12 protein-coding genes are annotated in these 18,510 nt (G+C 63.3%); 5 read left to right on the forward strand and 7 right to left on the reverse strand.

What is annotated here, in order from left to right; genetic code table 11:
- Nucleotides 1–99: 99 nt before the first annotated feature.
- Entirely contained in the window at nucleotides 100–1,029 is a 930-nt protein-coding gene (locus tag IEY28_RS10390) for an alkaline phosphatase family protein (RefSeq protein WP_188997080.1), read from the reverse strand.
- Between the two features lie 454 nt (nucleotides 1,030–1,483).
- On the opposite strand from IEY28_RS10390, the gene IEY28_RS10395 reads away from it, so the two are divergent.
- From IEY28_RS10395 to IEY28_RS10405, 3 genes are all read left to right on the forward strand, one after another.
- Nucleotides 1,484–3,022 (forward strand): glycosyl hydrolase family 28-related protein, encoded by a 1,539-nt coding sequence (locus IEY28_RS10395; RefSeq protein ID WP_188997083.1) that lies wholly within the window; start codon nucleotides 1,484–1,486, stop codon nucleotides 3,020–3,022.
- A 349-nt stretch (nucleotides 3,023–3,371) separates the two neighbouring features.
- Nucleotides 3,372–5,009 (forward strand): glycosyl hydrolase family 28-related protein, encoded by a 1,638-nt coding sequence (locus tag IEY28_RS10400; protein WP_188997086.1) that lies wholly within the window; start codon nucleotides 3,372–3,374, stop codon nucleotides 5,007–5,009.
- Nucleotides 5,010–5,401: 392 nt separating this feature from the next.
- Nucleotides 5,402–6,547 carry a polysaccharide deacetylase family protein gene (locus IEY28_RS10405; protein ID WP_188997088.1) on the forward strand — a complete coding sequence of 382 codons (1,146 nt, stop codon included), beginning with the start codon at nucleotides 5,402–5,404 and terminating at the stop codon, nucleotides 6,545–6,547.
- A gap of 89 nt (nucleotides 6,548–6,636) precedes the next feature.
- On the opposite strand, the gene IEY28_RS10410 is transcribed toward IEY28_RS10405, so the two are convergent.
- The 5 genes from IEY28_RS10410 to IEY28_RS10430 form a co-directional block, all read right to left on the reverse strand.
- Entirely contained in the window at nucleotides 6,637–8,112 is a 1,476-nt protein-coding gene (locus tag IEY28_RS10410; protein ID WP_188997090.1) for a right-handed parallel beta-helix repeat-containing protein, read from the reverse strand.
- Between the two features lie 369 nt (nucleotides 8,113–8,481).
- Nucleotides 8,482–9,270, reverse strand: coding sequence for a helix-turn-helix domain-containing protein (locus tag IEY28_RS10415; protein WP_188997093.1), 789 nt, complete (start codon nucleotides 9,268–9,270; stop codon nucleotides 8,482–8,484).
- 154 nt (nucleotides 9,271–9,424) lie between these two features.
- Nucleotides 9,425–10,276: a phosphatase PAP2 family protein gene (locus tag IEY28_RS10420; RefSeq protein WP_229783106.1), complete on the reverse strand. Its 852-nt coding sequence runs from the start codon at nucleotides 10,274–10,276 to the stop codon at nucleotides 9,425–9,427.
- Between the two features lie 2 nt (nucleotides 10,277–10,278).
- Complete coding sequence (locus IEY28_RS10425) at nucleotides 10,279–12,171, reverse strand: ABC transporter substrate-binding protein (protein WP_188997095.1); 1,893 nt, start codon at nucleotides 12,169–12,171, stop codon at nucleotides 10,279–10,281.
- Nucleotides 12,172–12,345: 174 nt separating this feature from the next.
- The gene (locus IEY28_RS10430; protein WP_188997097.1) at nucleotides 12,346–13,665 is read right to left on the reverse strand and encodes a hypothetical protein; all 1,320 of its coding nucleotides are present in this window, start codon (nucleotides 13,663–13,665) and stop codon (nucleotides 12,346–12,348) included.
- A gap of 234 nt (nucleotides 13,666–13,899) precedes the next feature.
- Between IEY28_RS10430 and IEY28_RS10435 the strand changes: the two genes are divergently transcribed.
- Nucleotides 13,900–15,294 carry an aryl-sulfate sulfotransferase gene (locus IEY28_RS10435; protein ID WP_229783107.1) on the forward strand — a complete coding sequence of 465 codons (1,395 nt, stop codon included), beginning with the start codon at nucleotides 13,900–13,902 and terminating at the stop codon, nucleotides 15,292–15,294.
- A gap of 3 nt (nucleotides 15,295–15,297) precedes the next feature.
- On the forward strand, nucleotides 15,298–16,935 hold the full coding sequence (locus tag IEY28_RS10440; protein WP_188997099.1) for a glycosyltransferase family protein: 1,638 nt from the start codon (nucleotides 15,298–15,300) through the stop codon (nucleotides 16,933–16,935).
- Nucleotides 16,936–17,346: 411 nt separating this feature from the next.
- On the opposite strand, the gene IEY28_RS10445 is transcribed toward IEY28_RS10440, so the two are convergent.
- Complete coding sequence (locus IEY28_RS10445) at nucleotides 17,347–18,342, reverse strand: DMT family transporter (RefSeq protein ID WP_229783108.1); 996 nt, start codon at nucleotides 18,340–18,342, stop codon at nucleotides 17,347–17,349.
- Nucleotides 18,343–18,510 lie beyond the last annotated feature (168 nt).

Here is an 18,510-nt window from a genome sequence, read left to right on the forward strand (position 1 = left end):
TGACACGCGAGACATAGGTTCTGGATGCCTAGGTCCATCTGTTGCACCGTCGGGTGTTTATTATAGAGCCGGTAAGTGTCGGCACGCAGTCGGGCAAACTCAAGCGTAGCCGAGGTCCCGAAGTCGTTCCTCGACGACATCGGTAGCGACGTCCTCTGTCTCCGTCGTAGCGGCGTCGCCCTCGACGATGTCCTTGCGTGGCCCCTCGTCGTAGACGTGCCACGGAATCTTCGTCAGTTCCTCCGTGTGTATCCCAGACGGGTGGCCGTACTCTCGCATCGGCAGCGGGAACGCGCGTTCGCCGAACATCTCGCCGTGGTCGGCGCTCACGACGGTCTTGCCCCGAAGCGACTCTAGCAGCCGCTCGACGTGGGGGACCACGACGTCGAGGTTCTCCCGATAGGCCTCCCAGAGGATCTCGTCTTCGATGTCGACTTCCCCGTTCATCACGCGGTTGAAGAAGTCCAGCGAGTCGTTGTCGAAGTGTTCCTGTCCCGTCGGGCCGATGTAGGGGTAGTGAGGCTGGAGGAAATGGACGAGCAGTCGCTTGTTCGGGTACCGTTCGGCCGCGCGCTCGGTCGCGTCCGCGACCGTCTCCGGTCGGACGGTTCGGAACGTCTCGTCCCAACCGTCTTCCTGCCAGATCTCGACGACGTCGTGGAAGTCGACCGAGACGAACCCCCGGTCGCTCTTGCGGTAGTGTTGCGGGTTCGCCGTCACGTAGACGGTGTCGGTCAGGTCCCGTCCGTCGAGATACTGGCTCAGGAACTCGATGGTCGAACTCGATCGCGAGTGGCGGTACTCGAGCGTCCCCGGAAGGTCGACGACGTCTGCAAACGTGTCGTACCGACACGCGTCGAGGAGGAGCAGGTTGTCCCAGTCCTCCTCGAAGAAGTCGACGCGGTCCTGTCGGTCCGCGTACTGCCGATGGAGGTCGAAGTACAGCTCGTTCAAGCGTCGGACGACGAGGTGAGGTTCACGGACGCCGCGGCGAATCTGTGCCGGCAGCGAGGAACGTGGGCGTTGCATGTATTCTCGGGTAGCGGTACCGGCCCCAATATTATGCGCCTGATAGTGTCTCAGACTCACAATCACACCCAGCAGAGCCACAGACCGGGCGTAAGTGGGGGCCGGGCCGTCACAGAGACGACACTGACACTCGGGCCGAAAAACGCCAGTCAGCCACGGGGAGAACGCACACCGTTGCATCAGCCCACCCCCAGTTATCAAGAGCAATAACGCAGAGGGCGCCGGGCCGGTGGCTATCAGAGCGGGAAAAGGCCAATTACAGCCAGTAAAAAGCTCGAAAACGGCCGATTATCAATAAGGGACAGGAGCGGAAATATCATATTTGATTTTTAGATGCTAGTTAATGAAGGCCATAAGACAATTACACCTGACCATGCCGTCAGATGAAAAACACGAGTTGAACGATTCCGAGAGACGAGACGACGACAGTCTCGCAACGACCAGACGAACGTTGATGGGTAGTCTCGGCGGATTGACGGCGCTGTTAGCGGGCCGGAACGCGGACAGAAGATCGGCGTCGAACGTCGAGAGCACGACGTCGTCCGCCGTCGCTCGCGAATTCGACGGCGACGTGGATCTCAACGGGAACGACATGCTGGACGTGGGAACCATCCGAGGCGGCGTCGAAATCGACGGGGCGTCCATCGATAGCTGGAACGTGGTGGACGTCAGCGAACTGGGTGCCGAACCCGGCTCTGACACCGACCTCGGAGCGGTCATCGACGACCACTTCGACCGAGACGACATCACCAGCGCCGTCTACTACCTGCCCGAGGGCACGTACACGTGGAACACGCCCGTCACGTCCCGGTCGTTCGAGGGGTTCGGCATCGTCGGGAAGCCACAGGCCCGAGTCGAGTGTACGAACATCGAGATGCCGTACTTCATCAGTCTCGGCACCGACACGGTGAACAACGCCGACATCTTCATCGCGCGCAACATCACGTTCGACGTACAGAAAGAGAACGTGGCCGCCTCCGCGATTATAGCCTCCGTCGACGAACATCTCGAGATCACCAACTGTGCGCTCTCTGGCGAACTCGACCGCGTCGTCCCGCCGTACTACTCGATCCAACCGACACTCCTGACGAAGTCCGGGCAAGGATTCGTAAACATCTCGATGACCGACGGGAGTTTCTGTGACCCGGACCGCAAGGAACAACGACATCCCATGGGGCTGGCTATCGAGCGAGATCATCGCGGCTATCTCGTCGTCGAGAACAGCGACATCGAGGGGTTCATCAACAACGGCATCTACTCGGCCGGACACAACGGGAAGGTCGCGATACGGAACACGGACATCAGGAATTGTGGAGCGGGCATGCTCCGACTGGGCGACGGAGACTACGCCTACAAGTGTAAACTCGTCAATGACGACGCCGAGGACCGCGGGTACTCCTATGCCGCTCTGTGGGTGAACAGAGCCGGCCACGCCGTCGCCAACAGTATCGAGATCGTCGCCGAGCAGGCCACGCCCTCTGAACTGGTGCGTGTAAACGGCGACGTCGACCACTGCACTCTCTCGAACATCGTTATCCACAGCGGCGCCAATCAGTTCATCTGCGAGTTCCTCGGCAGTGGTCCGAGTTCGGGACAAATCGTCACCAAGAACTGGACAATCTACGATACCGGGAGCGCCCAGTCGAACGCACACCTCGGTCACATCGATAGACCGAACGTCATCTTAGAGAACTGGGACGTCCACATAGATCCGGGAAGCGACGGAAAGCGCCACGGCCTCGTCGTCGACGCTCCGTGGGTCGACGTCCGGGGCTGTTCGTTCATTCACACCGGTGGCGGACTCGATCTCCTCCTCGACGACGGTGCGGACTACCTTAGACTCAAGAACTGCGACTTCAAAAGTGGGCGACTCTACCAGTACAGCCGAGCGACCACCGAGGACGCCATCGTCGCCGACAACCGGTTCGTCGACGGTGTGTCCCTGGCCGGCGAACAGGTTGACTGGACGACCAGAGGGCCCGGCTTCCAGTAGGAAGCGATAGACGAGGTCTCGGCGTGCACCCCTGACATCGAAACGCGTTCACGTGCCGGACGACAGCAGATGAGTGTGCCTTCCTGTAGTCCTCTGGGCGCTTAATTTCGCATTTATCGATACGCTGTGAATAACAAGAACTGCATTTGCCGTCATATGGCACGTGTCATCGAATAACAAAGTCGGCGAGGGAGAACCCGAACAGCGGCACGACGACGGGCGTAGACGGACGCGTCGGGAGGTGCTAGCGCTTACGGGACTGGCCGGTCTACCGTGGTTGGCCGGTATCGGGCGAGCGCGAGAGTCTCCCGAATCCATCGGGTCGTCGGTTCTCGACGGAGACCTGAACTTGAACCGAAACAGTCTCCTGAACGTCGAGACCATCGGGATGGCCAGCGACCGGCCGGCGCTCCAGACCCCGGGAACCGGCGACGCCTGCATCGAAATCCGGGATACGGCTGCGGACGACTGGTCTGTGCGCGCGACTGAAGGGAGCACGAATGCTCCGGGTGCCGTGGAGTTCAACGCGCCCATCAGGGGGACAGCGTCCGACAGTCACGCTCCGCCGTCGCTCAGCGTGGAGGGAACGGTCGCGGCCGACGGCCTGTCCGTCGATAGCTGGCAGGTCGTCGACGTCCGCGAACGCGGCATCGAGCCCGGGTCGGACGACGACCTCGGCGCATTTATCCAGACCTACGTCGACCGCGACGACGTTTCCGGGGCACTCTTTCACCTGCCTGAGGGCACGTACGCGTGGAACACGCCCGTCACGGTCCGGTCGTTCGACACCATCGGTATCGTCGGAAAACCGCGGGCACGGGTCCACTGTACGAACCCCGAGATGGCGTACTTCCTCAGCCTCGGGACCGGAACTCCCGGCGACGCCGAAGCGTTCGTCGCACGGAACGTCACGTTCGACGTACGAAAAGAGAACGTGGCCGCCGCCGCGATTATCGCGGCCGTCGACAACTCACTCGAAATCGACAACTGCACGCTTTCGGGCGAACTCGACCGCGTCGTCCCGCCATTTTATTCCATCGCCCCCGCGCTGGTGACCGAGAGCGGCCGGGGATACGTTTCCGTTACGATGTCCGACGGGAGTTTCTGTGACCCGGACCGCAAGGAACAACGACATCCCATGGGGCTGGCTATCGAGCGAGATCATCGCGGCTATCTCGTCGTCGAGAACAGCGACATCGAGGGGTTCATCAACAACGGCATCTACTCGGCCGGACACAACGGGAAGGTCGCGATACGGAACACGAACGTCAAGAATTGCGGAGCGGGCATGCTCCGACTGGGCGACGGAGACTACGCCTACAAGTGTAAACTCGTCAATGACGACGCCGAGGACCGCGGGTACTCCTATGCCGCTCTGTGGGTGACGGACGCGAGTCACGCCGTCGCCGACAGCATCCAGATCGTCGCCGAGCAGGCCACGCCCTCTGAACTGGTGCGTGTAAACGGCGACGTCGACCACTGCACTCTCTCGAACGTCGACGTAAAGAGTCACGCCAATCAGTACGTCTGTGCGTTCACTGGCGACGACCCCGACCTCGGACAGATAATCGCCTCGAACTGGACGATAACTGATACCGGGAGCGCACAGTCGAACGCACACCTCGGCCGCATCGACCGTCCGAACGTCGTCTTAGAGAACTGGGACGTCAGCATCGACCCAGACGACGGCGGAAAGCGCCACGGCCTCGTCGTCGACGCTCCGTGGGTCGACGTCCGGGGCTGTTCGTTCACTCACACCGGTGGCGGACTCGATCTCCTCCTCGACGACGGTGCGGACTACCTTAGACTCAAGAACTGCGACTTCAAAAGTGGGCGACTCTACCAGTACAGCCGAGCGACCACCGAGGACGCCATCGTCGCCGACAACAGATTCGTCGACGGCGTGTCGCTCTCGGGAAACCAGCGTAATTGGAGCTTGAGAGGGTCGGAGTTTCAGGGACTCGGAGAGCAAAGCGGTTCAAGCTAGTCAGAGTCCCGACCCGTCCGTGTTCTTTTGCAAGCGGGACAACCCGTCGTCAGTGATACTGCCACGGTACAGCGGAGATGATCTCCAGAAAAAGTAACACGTAGTGTCGATATACAACGAGGCATCACCGGTTTGGAACGGCAGGTGTGCCTGTTATAAGGTGTCATTATCAACTCAGTAATTATCTATAAACCAGACCGGTACTGTCGATAATGCCCTCCAATAGGCGGCAGTTCGTGAGACGGACAGCCGTGTTGTCGACCGGCGTCGTAGCTGGATGTGTCTCGAACATTACCACAGAGGACCCCGCTTCCGATACCGAGACCCAGGCACCATCTCCGACGTCGGCGAAAGCGACCGAGCAACCGACGCCGACGGAGACGGAAACAGCGATGCCGGCGACGACCGAGTACGACAGCCGGGAACGGTACGCCCACCCCGGAGACAGCTACGAAGACTTCGAGACGCTCTCGAAGTGGTCCGTCCGCTCGGGGACTCTCACCGAGAGTCCTATCGCGTTCACCGGGTCACAGAGTGCACGGCTGGTCGGCGAGAACGGCAATGGCCCGCTCATCGAGCGTTCGGTCGCCGGAGAGGACTTTTCGGACACCGAGATATCGATGGCAGTCCGAACCCCGACACCGAGTCGAATCGCGATCAACATACGCCTGGTCGACTCGTCCGGGAACTGGTTAGCCCGGTCGTTGCGACAGATATCACATCGGCACGGGGACATCGCGTGGTTCCGCACTGCACCGGGAACGTTCACGACCAGCGGCGATGTCTTCGATGTCCACGACGTAGACCGGTTGCAGGTTCACGTACTCAATGCCAGTGACGCCAGGGCAGAAGTGTTGATCGACGACATGCGCCTCCACAGCAAACCCGACAAGGGGTACATTATCCTGAGCTGGGACGACGGTCGTGAGATCTACTACGAGGACGCTGCACCCATCCACGACCGATTCGACTTCCCGGTTACGATGGCCGCTGCGCCACAACTCGTCGGAAAAGACACGTTCATGAGCCTTGGTCAACTCGAAGAGCGCCAGCGGGCCGGTGACGAGATTGTCTCTCACGCGACCATTGCCTTTGATTTCCACCAGATGAGTGCCGAGCGACTCGCACAGACACTGCGACAGAACAAGACGTGGCTGGTCGAACGCGGCTTCGAACAGGCCGAGTATATCGTGTACCCGGGCAACAACTACGACGGGACCGTCCTCTCGGTCGCTCCCAAATACCACTACGCGGGCGGCATGAATCAAGCCGGAGACGTGAACACGACGGGCGTCTACAGCTTCGATCCGCTGGTTCTCCCTCGAACCATCGGCCACGACCTTGACATCGCAAAGCGTGTCGTCGACAACGTAGGCCGGTTCCGGAACTGCGGTATCCTGAACTTCCACCACTTCGACGAGCGGAACACGATGGACGTCGAGGAGTACGAACAGCTCCTTGGCTACATCGATCAACAAGGCGACGCTGTCGAAGTCATTACCATTGACGACCTCTGGGAAATGCGTAAACGAGCGTAAACCGACGTCGTTCTGGGTGCGATTTCGCAGCCATTGAAAATCAATGCATACACGAGCGGCGTCGAATCAGATGACGTAACTAGCGGGGCTCAAAACTCGTTACCGACGGTCTTTAGGTTGTCACACCCGTGGTCTTTGATGCCACCGCGAAGCGTGTTCTGCTTGAGGTAGACGTTGGCGCTATCCGGGTAGAGGCAGTAAGCCTCGTTGTCGCCGTAAGATTCCGCATAGATATCCTGGACGTGGGTCCCGTTCCCGAGGTCGATGATTGGGAACTCGCTGGCACGATACTCACCCTTGTATATCGTGACGTCGTCGCCGGTATTCACCATGGCACGGCGCTGTGATCCGGCGGGCTGATCGACGGTGACCGCACCGAATCGGACGTTGTCCCGGTCACAGCGGATTGCGGCTTTCGCGGACTCGTCGCCGGTGTTGCCGACGATATTCAGGTAGTTACAGGTGACCTCACTGGTGTTGCTGCTCTCGTTGAGTTCCAGTGCGAAGCCACCTGGAGTGTCCATCTCGATTCGGGAATGCACCAGCGTGATGTCACCGCAGTCAGGCGCCAACACGACACCGTAGTTCAGCTCGTCTCCGGCGATGTAGACGTCCGCGTTCTCTATCCACGCCGACGTACAGTTGCCCATCACGGAGATTCCGAAACTGGTCGGGAGTGGGGCGAAATTGCGGACCGTAACGTCCTCGACCCGAATGTCCCCGCCGCGTTCGAGTCGGATACCACGGTGGGACTCGTCACGGGGCCGAACCTGATCGACTTCCACCGTCACGCCCTGAACACGACTACCGTCCCCGCCGATGCGGACGCACGCGCCGTTGCTGTTGAAATATCGACCGCCTTCGACGCGAATCACACCGGACCCGCCGGATGCGTACAAGCCGTTGTCAGGGAAGGCGCCGACGACACAGTTCCGGAATGTGAGCGTCCCTTCATTGGAGTTGGCTAACAGGCCAGTCGGACCGCGCCAGATGTTGCCCGCGTTCGGCGTCTCGTCCTCCCACGCACCGCCGTCCGGAACCTCGAATCCCTCGACGAGGCCGCTCCCGTCGGGGTCAGAGATGGCGAACCGACCCGGGCCCCACGTCCCGCTGTCGTGCTCGCCGCTGACGGTGATGTTCCGGACTTCGAGGCCATTCTCGACGACGGTATCGATGACGCGGATGCCGGTGTCCGGCGCCGTCTGGTCGACGTCGAACCCGTCGAAGACGAGTCGGTTACCGGGGCTGTACCCCACGCCCAGTCGGAACAGGCGGTACTGCGGCCCCTCGAAGGAGTGGTAATCCGCCGGGACGAGCGTCGCGTCGTTCCCGACGAGGCCGAACTTCTCGAAGCCGGTAAAGCGCACCTGCTCGTCGATGTAGTACTCGCCCGGGGGGAAGACAAGCAGCGTGTCGTCGGCGCGGTACTCCCTGATGACGTCGACGACCGACTCGGAGCCAGTGTCGTCGGCGCCCGCTTCGACGACGTCGATGACCGTGCCGAACTCCTCGAAGTACCCGTCGAGACGGTCCGCAGTCGTCGCCGCACTCGCGCGTCCAGTCATGGCCGAAAGAGTGCCTCCAATCGCAGTTGTCGCGATACCTTGAAGCACCTTTCGTCGGCCCAGCAACCGTCCGTCTGTCGTTTCGCAGTCCGACCGCGTCTGTTCGTCTGCGTCAGTTTCAGAGAGAGAGTCGTTTTGCACGATGAATCTGAATAGATGTCTGGACTATTCGGAGAATAGACTTTACCTGTCTGATTGCAGGTATTAAGTACTCCCTAACACAGCATTAACACCTCGATAAGCCCCTTTACCACCTCATTAATACCCTCTTAATGCAGTTTTAAACCGTCCGAGTCGGCCGATTTGGGCGTGTTCGGGATAATCTCGTCTGGGGCAAGAAACGCCGTTCGTCAGGCCGAGACACCGGACTCACGAATCGTCGGTCTCTAACTGGGCTTCGATTAACTGACTGGTGGCACGGCGGAGTCGTTGGGAAACCGCGGACGGGGAGATGCCGAGTCGGTCGGCCAGTTCCGACTGGGAGATGCCACGCGGCACGTCGAAGTAGCCGGCCTCCTGGGCCCGACAGAGCGCGTCCCACTGTTCGGGTGTGAGCCCGTTGAGGCGCCAGTCGGACCCGCCGTCGTCCCAGCACAGTCGGTGGAGTCTGAACGTGATGTCGTGGTCGGCACAGTAACTTCGAAACTGCAGGAACGTCTCACGGGACCGAAACTGTGCCCGGACGTCCCACTCGCCCACCGACCCGACGACGTCGATAGCACGAGCACCGAGTCGGGTCAACGTCGATGCGATAGTCAGCGTCTCTTCTGTGAGAGTTACCCGGTAACAGCGGCCGTCCCTGTCGCTGCTGAGGAGCACGAAATCCGAGACGGACGCGGCCGTAGCAAGCGTCTGTTCGAACGTATCGAACTCGTCGCCGTGAACCGAGAACACGAACAACGTATCAGACCCGTCCGCGACCACTCGCTCCGGTCGGACTGTGACACCCGAAGCCTCCGCCGTCACGTCTGTCAGTGCGATATCGGGGTGTGAGAGGGTGAAATCGCCGCAGATAGTCTGTAGCGGCGCGTCGTGGTCGTCTGCGTCGTTTCTTCCCCTCGGCTGTCTCGGGTTCGACGACGGTCCGACGGCGGCCGTCTCACCGAGTTTGCCACGCGTAGTCCCGTTCTCGGGGAAGTTCGCTGCCCGGTCCTCCATACGTGGGTGCAAGTTTATGCTCGGTAAGTGAGTTTCTGCTACACACGTAGTCACCGTTTCAGCATCGTTTATTAACATAGCCACATAGCCAGAGCGTCTGGCGAATGCGATGTGATACTTTGTAAACGCGACGTTCGACGGCCACGACGCTGTGTCAGTCGTTCCGTCGCTCGGCGGTCCGGACGCGCGTCCGTTCGGGGAGTAGCTCACCGACCCGCGGGAGGTCGTGGTATCGGTCGGCGAGACGCACGCTGGCGACGGCGAGTAGTGCGCCAGCGACGACGTCCGTCGCCCAATGGATGCCGAGGTACATCGTCGAGACGACGACGAGCGCTGCGAGTCCCGTCGAGAGTGCGTACCATCCGGGATAGACGTCGCGCGTTCGGCGTGCCAGAAGCGCGACTGTCACAGACAGTGAGGTGTGGAGCGACGGGAACGCGTTCGTGTTGGTGTTGACGGTACTCGTCAGAATCTGTGACTGTGGATACGCCGTATAGAGGAGTTCCTGTACGGTGTTCGGGAGGAGGTTCCGCGGGCCGAACGCGACAAACAGCGTGTAGAAGACGAGTCCGATGCCGTAGTTGAGTGCGTAGGCGACCAGCGTCCGCTGAATCGGATCCGCGTCGGCGAGCAGCCAGTAGGCCACGACTGGGAACGTCGCGAGGAACACGTACCCGTACAGGTAGACGAACGAGAAAAAGACGGTCAACGGCGGCGTCGCGATCACCTGCACCAGTGCGACGAAGTCCCCCTCGATGGTGTAGATGAGTCCGGTGATGTTCCAGCCCAGCATCCACGATAGCTCCTGCCCGAGGTTGCGAAAGACCCTGTTCAGCGCCAGGACGCCGACGAGAAGGGACAGGTGTGGGGCTATCTCGCGGAGCCGTTGCCACGACCGCTGTGGTACCGCGGTCGCCTGCTCACGGTCGAGAAACAGCCAGCCAGCGATGGCGACCATCGCGAGGACGCCAACGAGCAGTTTGCCGAGGAACTCGAGTAACACCACGGTCAGGTCACCACCAGTTCGCCCTCGTCGGTGTACTGATACCCGGCGTCTCGAAACGCCCCTCGGGCCCGGTCAGTATCGAGTCGGCCGTTCTCACCGAAGAAGGGGGTCGCCGGGTCGCGCTGCTCCCACGCCAGACTCGGTGCGAGCGAGTCGGTGCGCGCGAGCGGACTCGCCGCCGGGTCCCCGTAGCCTTCGAACACCTCGTCGGCGAAGTAGCCCTTGTCCAGTAGACGGGCGACGAGACGGCGGAACGCCGGGTCGTCGAACGGTGGCCGGCGCGCGTTGTAGCCGACGTGATAGAAGGTTCGGGTGGGCGTCACCGAGAGATTCAGCGACGGATCCCGGCCGATAGTCGGAATGCTCGACGGCGCGATACCCAGACCCGTCCCCTCGGCGTCGCCGTTCTTGATCAGCGAGATAGCGGCTTCGGAGGACGGGGCGCGTCGGAAGGTCAACCCATCGTAGGCGACGCCACCGGCGAACGGGCGGAGGTGGGTGGCCGTGGCGTCGGCGAGGAAGTGGTCCTCGAACGGGGAGAGGACGAGTCGCTCCTGTGGCTGTAACCGGCGAAACTGTAACGGCCCACTCCCGACCGGGTCCCGGTTGGCCCAGACGACGGCCTCGGTGAGCGTCTCCTCGGTGTCGATGCCGCCGGCGAGCGCTTCGCTGGCCCTCGACTCCCAGACGTGTGCCGGGAGAACCGGCACTGTGAGCGCTTCTCGTGCGACGGCGCGACTGACCGAATCGAACGCCAGTCGGACCGTCGTGTTGTCGAGTTCCTCGACGTCGGTGAGCAGCGACGCGCGACCACTGAACCGCGGTGCCGGGACGGGGTCCTCGAGCGCGCCCATCGAGGTGTCCGAGAGGAACCGATATGTAAACGCCACGTCGTTCGCGTCTAGGTCGGTGCCGTCGTGCCACGTGGCGTCCTCACGAATCGATACGTCGAGCGTGCCGTCGACCGGCAACTCGCCCGACCACGTCCACGAATCGGCCAGCCACGGGCGAACCCGGCCGTCGATTCGCTGGCCGAGCGAGTCATAGAGGAGACTCGTCACGACGCCGTCGCCGCGAGCGGTCGCCGACAGCGGGTTCAGGTTCTTCAGCGCTCGCTCGTCCGTGAGCGTCATGCGGATGGTGCCGTCGCTCGTCTCGGTCCGTTCGGGCGTCCGCGTCGTCTCGGTCCGTTCGGGCGTCCCAGTCGTCTCGGTAGCCGGGCGCACTGCTTGGTCCGGTCGGGTGTCGAGTTCCGCCGGGGAGAGGGTGAGATATCCCAGTTTGGAGTGGACGTCGTTGGCGTCGTACCCGAGGGCGACCGACGAGGAGAGCGCCCGGAGTTCGTCGACGAAGGCGACGACAGAGAGCGGTTGGGCCCGCGAGAGTTGCTCCTGAATCGTGGCGAGCGTCTGCCGTCGCTGGTCGCCGCGCTGTCGACGTTGGAGTTCGAGGAGGCTGTCGACATCGCCGTCCTCGAACCCGAAGGGGTTGTACCACCCGGCCGTCTCCGCGTACCGCGAGTGAAAGAGTGGGCGGAGGAAGTCCGGGTCGGCGCGTTCGGGGAACGGCGCCACGTAGACGTCGAACTGCTGGTTCACGAGGACGTCACGCATGAGTGTCTCTCGACGCGTCGGAACGACGGTGGCGTCTACCCCGACGGCGGTTAAGTTCTCCGCGAGGAACCGAGCGATGCGAAGGGCGCGCGTGTCCGCGTCGGCCGGGAGCGATTTGATGGAGACCGAGAGCGGTTCGCCCGGTACCGACCGGTCGAGTAGCCCGTCGGGGCCGTAACAGCCGCCGAGGAGACCGAACACCCCGGTCCCGATGAGGCCGAGAGCACGCCGCCGGCCGATCCGGTCGACGGGTGGTCGCTCTGCTGGCGGATCGTCGGGCATTATGATTCGACGGCGACTGTCGGTCGTCGGGCGGTTCGTGACTCGATAGTCGCGGGGATGGACGCAGCAGCCGAGATGGAGGAGAGGAGCGGCATCGGGTAGTTACGGACTGGACGTCTCCGGACTTTATTATCGTCTAAATAAGCCCACATAGCTCGACTTAACCGGCGTCGGTCACCGACCGATGAGCGGCCAGACGAGCATCCCGACCCAAATAACCGCGCCGATCACCCAGTAGCGGTACCGTGTCGTCCGTTCGGCCGCCCAGCGGCTCCCTCCTGCGCCGATGAGCCCAAGTCCCAACAGGAGGACGAGGCGCTGGAGTAACGCGCCGTAGGAAACGACAGACAAGTCGAGGTAGGCGTAATCTACCATTATCCCGACCCCGAACCCGACGACGGCGACGGTGAACCCGTCCGTCGTTCGGAGGTGTCGACCGAACGCCAGCGCGGCGGCCGGCAGTCCCACGACGAGCAACACGTAGAACGGGGCGCCGACGACCTGCGGTTGTGCGGTGGGGAACGCGCGTTCGGCGGCTATCGCACCGACCCTGACGACAAGTGGAAGGAGCGACGTCGATGCGAACAGCGCGGCGTGATAGCGCGAGAATCGGCTCTCGCGAATCCACCGGAGCGACGCGCGAGCGTCGGCCGTCAGTCCGGAGAGCGTCCCGGCCGCGCCGAGACCGAGCAGTGGGAGGAAGAACACGAGCGGGGCCAGCGCGCTCGGCCGGTCGTGGTGGTACTGCGGCCCTAGCATCACCCGCCGTCGTGGTTCGATGACCGTAACCCACCCGTCGGCGTCGATTGCGCCGCCGTTGCCCCAGCGTTCGCGACGCATTTCCCTGACGACGCCGGTCCCGAGGAAGTCGCGCTCGAGGTGGTGTTGGGCGCGGCTGAGGCTCCCGACGTCGTGTCGCAGGCGGAACCAGTCCCAGTGTTCGTGATGGGCCTGAATCGCCGTCCACTTCTCGGTACCGTCCCCCCCTTCGTACAGTCTGAGGTGGTACCGCGACCCGAAGTACGTCCCGTCGTGAATCTGGTACGTCGCGTCGGTCCACCGACCCGACGTGTTCGTCATGACGAACGTGTATCGCTCTGACCCCGTCGACTCGCTCCAGTAGACGCCAGTGCCGTTGATGGTCACGTTCCCCTGCTCGGTCGACCCGGGTTCCCAGGTCTGGGCCGTCTTGTTCCAGTACAACCGCTCCGCGCCGCTCGGCGTGGACGTGAGTAACTGATACACCGTCGTGGCGTCTGTCGTGACGACGGCGTTGATGGGCAGGGTCGCCTGGTTGAACGAGTGCCCACGACTCGTATACGGCCAGAGTCGGACGTGGCCGTCCTCGCTTGGCCTGACGAACCCGACGTCCGAGACGGTCTTTTCCTCCGTCGGCCCCCGTTCGACGAGCGGGGTGACGGGGCCAAAGACCGACAGCACCAGCAGTGTCGCCAGCACCAGTAGGACAGAACGAGACCGCTCGCTACCCACCATCGTATCGCATCTAAGCACGATATCGTGTTATTATTTTGCCGCTAAGTCGACGGGCGGGCGGTCGTATGGGTTAACGTACCGTTTCCATCGGCCCGGTTCGAAACCGAAATCGGTCGATGCACCGACAAGCGTTCGACGTGTTGATCGGTAGGACAGTCTAGAGCGGCGTCCCTGTCGTGGCGCGGTCTATTACTGTCTATATAATAAATCGGCTGTCGACACTTGATACCCGTAGTGAACGGTCTGAAATCCGGTCTGCGGTTGCTCTTCGTCTGTCTGCTGGTCGCCGCCGGAGCCACGGTGGCGACGGGGTACGCATCGTCCGACCAAGCGGCGACGGCAGAGCGGTTCGCCGAGGGCAACGGCGTCGCCGAGGAACGGGACGGCGTGACGGTGATAGCCACCGACTCGAACTCTTGGCTCGGACGGGGGAACGAGGGGCCACGGGCGAAAGCCGAGCTAATCGCCGTCGGCCCCGACGGGACGGTCCAGTACTACAACGACTCACACACCCGCTACTGGGACGTAGACCCCGTCCCCGGAACGGAGATGACCGTCGAATACGTCGCGGCCGACCACCTCACACCCGAGGAGTGCGGTGGCGAAGAAGTGTGTACTCGGAACGTCATCGAGCGGGTCAACCTCTCGACGGGCGAGACGGAGCGCATCTTCGGCCGTGTCACCGAGGGGAAACACTCGACCAGGTGGCACGACGCCGACCGCATCGACGAGGACCACGTCGTCGTCGCGGACATCGCCAAGGACAGAGTGTTCGTCGTGAACACGACGACGGGACTCACCACGTGGGCGTGGAGCGCCCAGAACGCGTTCGCGACCGACGAGTCCGGCGGTCCCTACCCCGAGGACTGGACGCACATCAACGACGTCGAGGTGCTGTCTGACGGCCGCATCATGGTCAGCGTCAGGAACCACGACCAGGTGGTGTTCCTCGACCGCGAGACCGGGATGCTGGCGAACCAGACGCTCGGGAGCGACGGCGACCACGAGACGCTGTACGAGCAGCACAACCCCGACTACATCCCACGGTCCGAGGGCGGCCCGGCGGCCCTCGTCGCCGACTCGGAGAACAGTCGTCTCGTCGAGTATCAGCGGGCCGACGGCGGGTGGGAACGCACCTGGACGTGGAAAGACGCGCGACTCCAGTGGCCCCGTGACGCCGACAGACTGCCCAACGGGCACACCCTCGTCACGGACTCGAACGGGAACCGCGTCTTCGAAGTGGACGAGGACGGCGAGGTGGTCTGGTCGATGGACGTCGCGTTCCCCTACGAGGCCGAACGGCTGAACACCGGTGACGAGAGTTCGGGTGGGCCGAGCGCCCAGCAAGCGGGTCTCCAGAGCGCGACAGCGGACGGGGACGAGGGAGCGTCCGACTCCGCTGACACCGCTGGCGTGTTCGGGGCCATCTTCGGCGCCGTCGAAGGCGTCCTCGGCAATACCGTCGTCAACGCCGTGATGTACGTCCTGCCGGCCTGGGCCGGCGGACCGGAAGTGGCCGCCGTGGTTGTGGCCGTCGGGACCGTCGTCGTCTGGGCCGGCGTCGAACTGTACTGGTCCCCGTGGCGGCCCAGCATCCACCGTCACATCACCATCGAGTGGAAGAACTGAGCCATGTCGAGTGACCCCCCATCCGACGAGCGAGTCGCATCAGACGGCCGAGTCGAGTCGGGCCCACTCACCGACGGAGTGAGTCGACGCCGCAGACGCGTCTTCGGCGGCGAGGACGTGCCGTTGCTCGGAGCCGTGCTTCTCGTCGGGGCGCTGATGTACGTCACCTATCTCGCCACCCACGACTACCCCGCCTACGGGGCGGGCCTCTATCTGGAGATAGCCGACCAGATACGCACACACGGCTACGCGCTCCCGGAGCAGATTCCGGGGTACACGAAAGGCGGCGTCCCCTTCGCGTACCCGCCGCTGATGTTCTACGTCGCCGCGGTCCTGCGCGACCTGACCGGCATCGGACCCATCGCGTACGCCCGGTACGTCCCGGGAGTGTTGGTCCTGCTGTATCTGGTTCCGTACTACTTCGTCGCGCGCGAACTGCTCGCTTCGTCGCGGCGGGCGGCCGTCGCGAGCGTGCTGTTTGCCGTGACGCCGGCGGCGCTTCAGTGGCACCTCTCGGCGGGCGGTATCGTCCGTGCGATGGGGCTGTTGTTGGTCCTCACCGGCACCTACGTCGGACTCCGGCTGTTCCGCGGCGGGGACCGCCGATGGCTGGTCCCCGGCGTGGTCTGTTTCGGGCTGACGGTCCTGACCCATCCGACCTACACCGTGGTCTTCGGGCTGACGTACCTCCTGCTGTTTGTCAGTTTCGACCGGTCGATCACCGGGTTGGTAGCCGGTGCCGCCGTCGCCAGCGGCGGTCTGCTGCTCGCCGCGCCGTGGTGGGTCGAAGTGATACAACATCACGGCGTCGGCATCTTCACCGCCGCCGCCGGCACTCACTCCGGACTCGGTGGCGGCGTGGGCCGCGTCCTCTCGGAGTTCGTCTACCTCATGGACTTCGATACGGAGGCGCTGTACTACGTCGCTGCATACGCCGGAACGGGCTACGCGCTGTCTCGTCGCCAGTGGTTCCTGCCCGCGTGGCTGTTCAGCCTGGGGTACGTCGTCGGCAAGCCACGGTTCCAGTTCCTCGCGGGGTCGATGCTGACGGCCGTCCTACTCGTAGAGGTCGTCGTCCCCAGAATCCGCCGGGCCGGACTGCCGCTCGACCGCCGGCGAACCGTCAGTCTGTTCGTCGCCGGAGTACTGGTGCTGGGCGCAGTGGGACTGGGGACGGCCTTCGTCGCGAGCGCCTCGAACTCTCACAACGGGAGTACGACGATGCCGGCGTTCATGGACGGGTCGGACGAGAAAGCGATGACGTGGACCGAACAGAACACCGCACCGTCGAGTTCGTTCGTCGTGCTCGGCGACGCCGCCGAGTGGTTCCCCCTGCTCACCGACCGGACCATCCTCGTCGGCCCGTGGGGCGTCGAGTGGACCACGCCGGAGCGCTACCAGTCACAGTTGGAACTGTACGAGTCTATCTCCGAGTGCGAGGACGCGGCCTGTCTCACGAGACACCTCCAGTCGTCGGGACACTCGCCGGACTACGTCTACGTACCGAAGGGTCACTACACCGTCCGCGGCATGGATCACACCCAGAGTGACCGGATGCGGGACTCGCTGCAGGCCGCCGACCGCTACGAGATAGCCTACGAGAACGAGGGCGTGGTTATCGTCCGCGTGTCCGATTCCTGACCGGCGAGTTCGGTCGTGTGCGTCTCCTCGCCCCAGTGACCCCGATCGTATCCGACACAGAGATTTCGGAGGCTGGACGGCCGGTGTAGAGAGTGGCGGCGTACCCCTCCAATCAGGGGGTCCTCGACCGCCACGTCGCCGACGAAACCGCAGTTATCGTGACGATAAGGTCGCTGGCTGCCGGTTAACCGCACCGACAGCCGGCACCGAGTCGGTCTTATCCGCTGAATAATAAATATCGGATGGCACATAGGGTAGGTTGTCCCGGGCCGCAATTGCCCGTACCAGAACCCCCACCCCAACGGTGCAATTCGCGCCATCCCCGCTGCAGCCATCACTGGTCCGGGACCACCCTATCTTTCTGGCGGAGGCCGACGCCTGTGAGTCAGCAGTGAGGCGTATCGCCGGGCGTCAGTCACACCCCGACCAGTAGGCGTTCCCGCCGACGACCACGTAGTCGCCCCGCCCGTCGCTGGCCGGTGAGGCGTCCGACCGGCGACGCCGACGGAGTGTCGCCCGCAACACGTCGGCTTTCACCCACGCGAACCCGGCGAGGATGGCCGTGAAGCCGACGACGGTCAGCGGCGTGAGCACTTCGTCGAGCAAGAGCCAGCCGAAGACGGCGGTCACCCCCGGCACTGCATAGGAGACGAGACTTGTCTCGGCCGCTCCGACGGCGTCGACGAGCCGGAAGTACAACAGGAACCCGACCGCGCTGGCGAAGACGCCGAGGTACACGAGGGCAACGAGGTGTTCGACGCCGGCCGAGACCGCGCCCACCTGTTCTGACGGCAACGCGGCGCTGACCGCGTGGAGGATGACAGCACCGACGGCGGTCATCCCGGCCTGCACCGACACCAGTGGGAGCGTCGTCGTGTACCGTTCGGTCAGCACCGCGCCCGCCGCGAAGACGACCGCGGCCCCGATGAGCAGGGCGATACCCAGTCCACGCGACCCCAGCGCACCCGGCGACGGGTTCGCGATGACGACCACGCCGAGGAAGCCGCTGACGGTCCCGATAATCTCGTGGGGGCGGGCCCGATAGCTCGGGAGCAGCGTCGCCGCGAACGCCGGCGTCACCACCGGCGTGAGACTGAGCAGGATAGCGCCGTAGGCGCTCGGGACGTACTGCTGCCCGAGAAACAGCAGCGTGAAGTGCGCGCCGATGAGGAGCGCCCCGCCGACGAGCATCAGTGCGACGTCGTCACGGGTCCGGGGGCGAAGCGTCCGGCCTCGGGAGACGGCATAGCCGACCAGCACCGCGGCGGCGATGTCGTGTCTCAGCGCCGCAAGCAGGACGGGCGGGAACCCCTCGAGACCCGTCTTTATGGCGACGAAAGAGAGACCCCAGAGCAGCGCGAGGGTCCCAAACAGCAAACCGAGATGTCGAGTCGTTGGCGTCGTCACAGTAGAGGACGGGTATAGATGCTGGAGACGTATCAAGCTTCTATCGCTACTGTGACGCATACGCACAGACACGGCGTGGCAGGGCTTCAGGCGGGGATTCGGGTCACACGAAGCCGTCGCTCGGCGGCGTCGACGGCGGCGTCCGTCAGTCCGAACGAGCGTCGTCGA

Source organism: Haloarcula pellucida, assembly GCF_014647235.1.
Lineage (GTDB): Archaea > Halobacteriota > Halobacteria > Halobacteriales > Haloarculaceae > Haloarcula > Haloarcula pellucida.

What these genes read in the sequence shown, in the direction of transcription:
- IEY28_RS10390 (WP_188997080.1), bottom strand. Translation starts at nt 1,029, where the DNA reads ATGCAACGCCCACGTTCCTCGCTGCCGGCACAGATTCGCCGCGGCGTC.
- IEY28_RS10395 (WP_188997083.1), top strand. Translation starts at nt 1,484, where the DNA reads ATGGGTAGTCTCGGCGGATTGACGGCGCTGTTAGCGGGCCGGAACGCG.
- IEY28_RS10405 (WP_188997088.1), top strand. Translation starts at nt 5,402, where the DNA reads ATGCCGGCGACGACCGAGTACGACAGCCGGGAACGGTACGCCCACCCC.
- IEY28_RS10410 (WP_188997090.1), bottom strand. Translation starts at nt 8,112, where the DNA reads ATGACTGGACGCGCGAGTGCGGCGACGACTGCGGACCGTCTCGACGGG.
- IEY28_RS10415 (WP_188997093.1), bottom strand. Translation starts at nt 9,270, where the DNA reads ATGGAGGACCGGGCAGCGAACTTCCCCGAGAACGGGACTACGCGTGGC.
- IEY28_RS10425 (WP_188997095.1), bottom strand. Translation starts at nt 12,171, where the DNA reads ATGCCCGACGATCCGCCAGCAGAGCGACCACCCGTCGACCGGATCGGC.
- IEY28_RS10430 (WP_188997097.1), bottom strand. Translation starts at nt 13,665, where the DNA reads ATGGTGGGTAGCGAGCGGTCTCGTTCTGTCCTACTGGTGCTGGCGACA.
- IEY28_RS10440 (WP_188997099.1), top strand. Translation starts at nt 15,298, where the DNA reads ATGTCGAGTGACCCCCCATCCGACGAGCGAGTCGCATCAGACGGCCGA.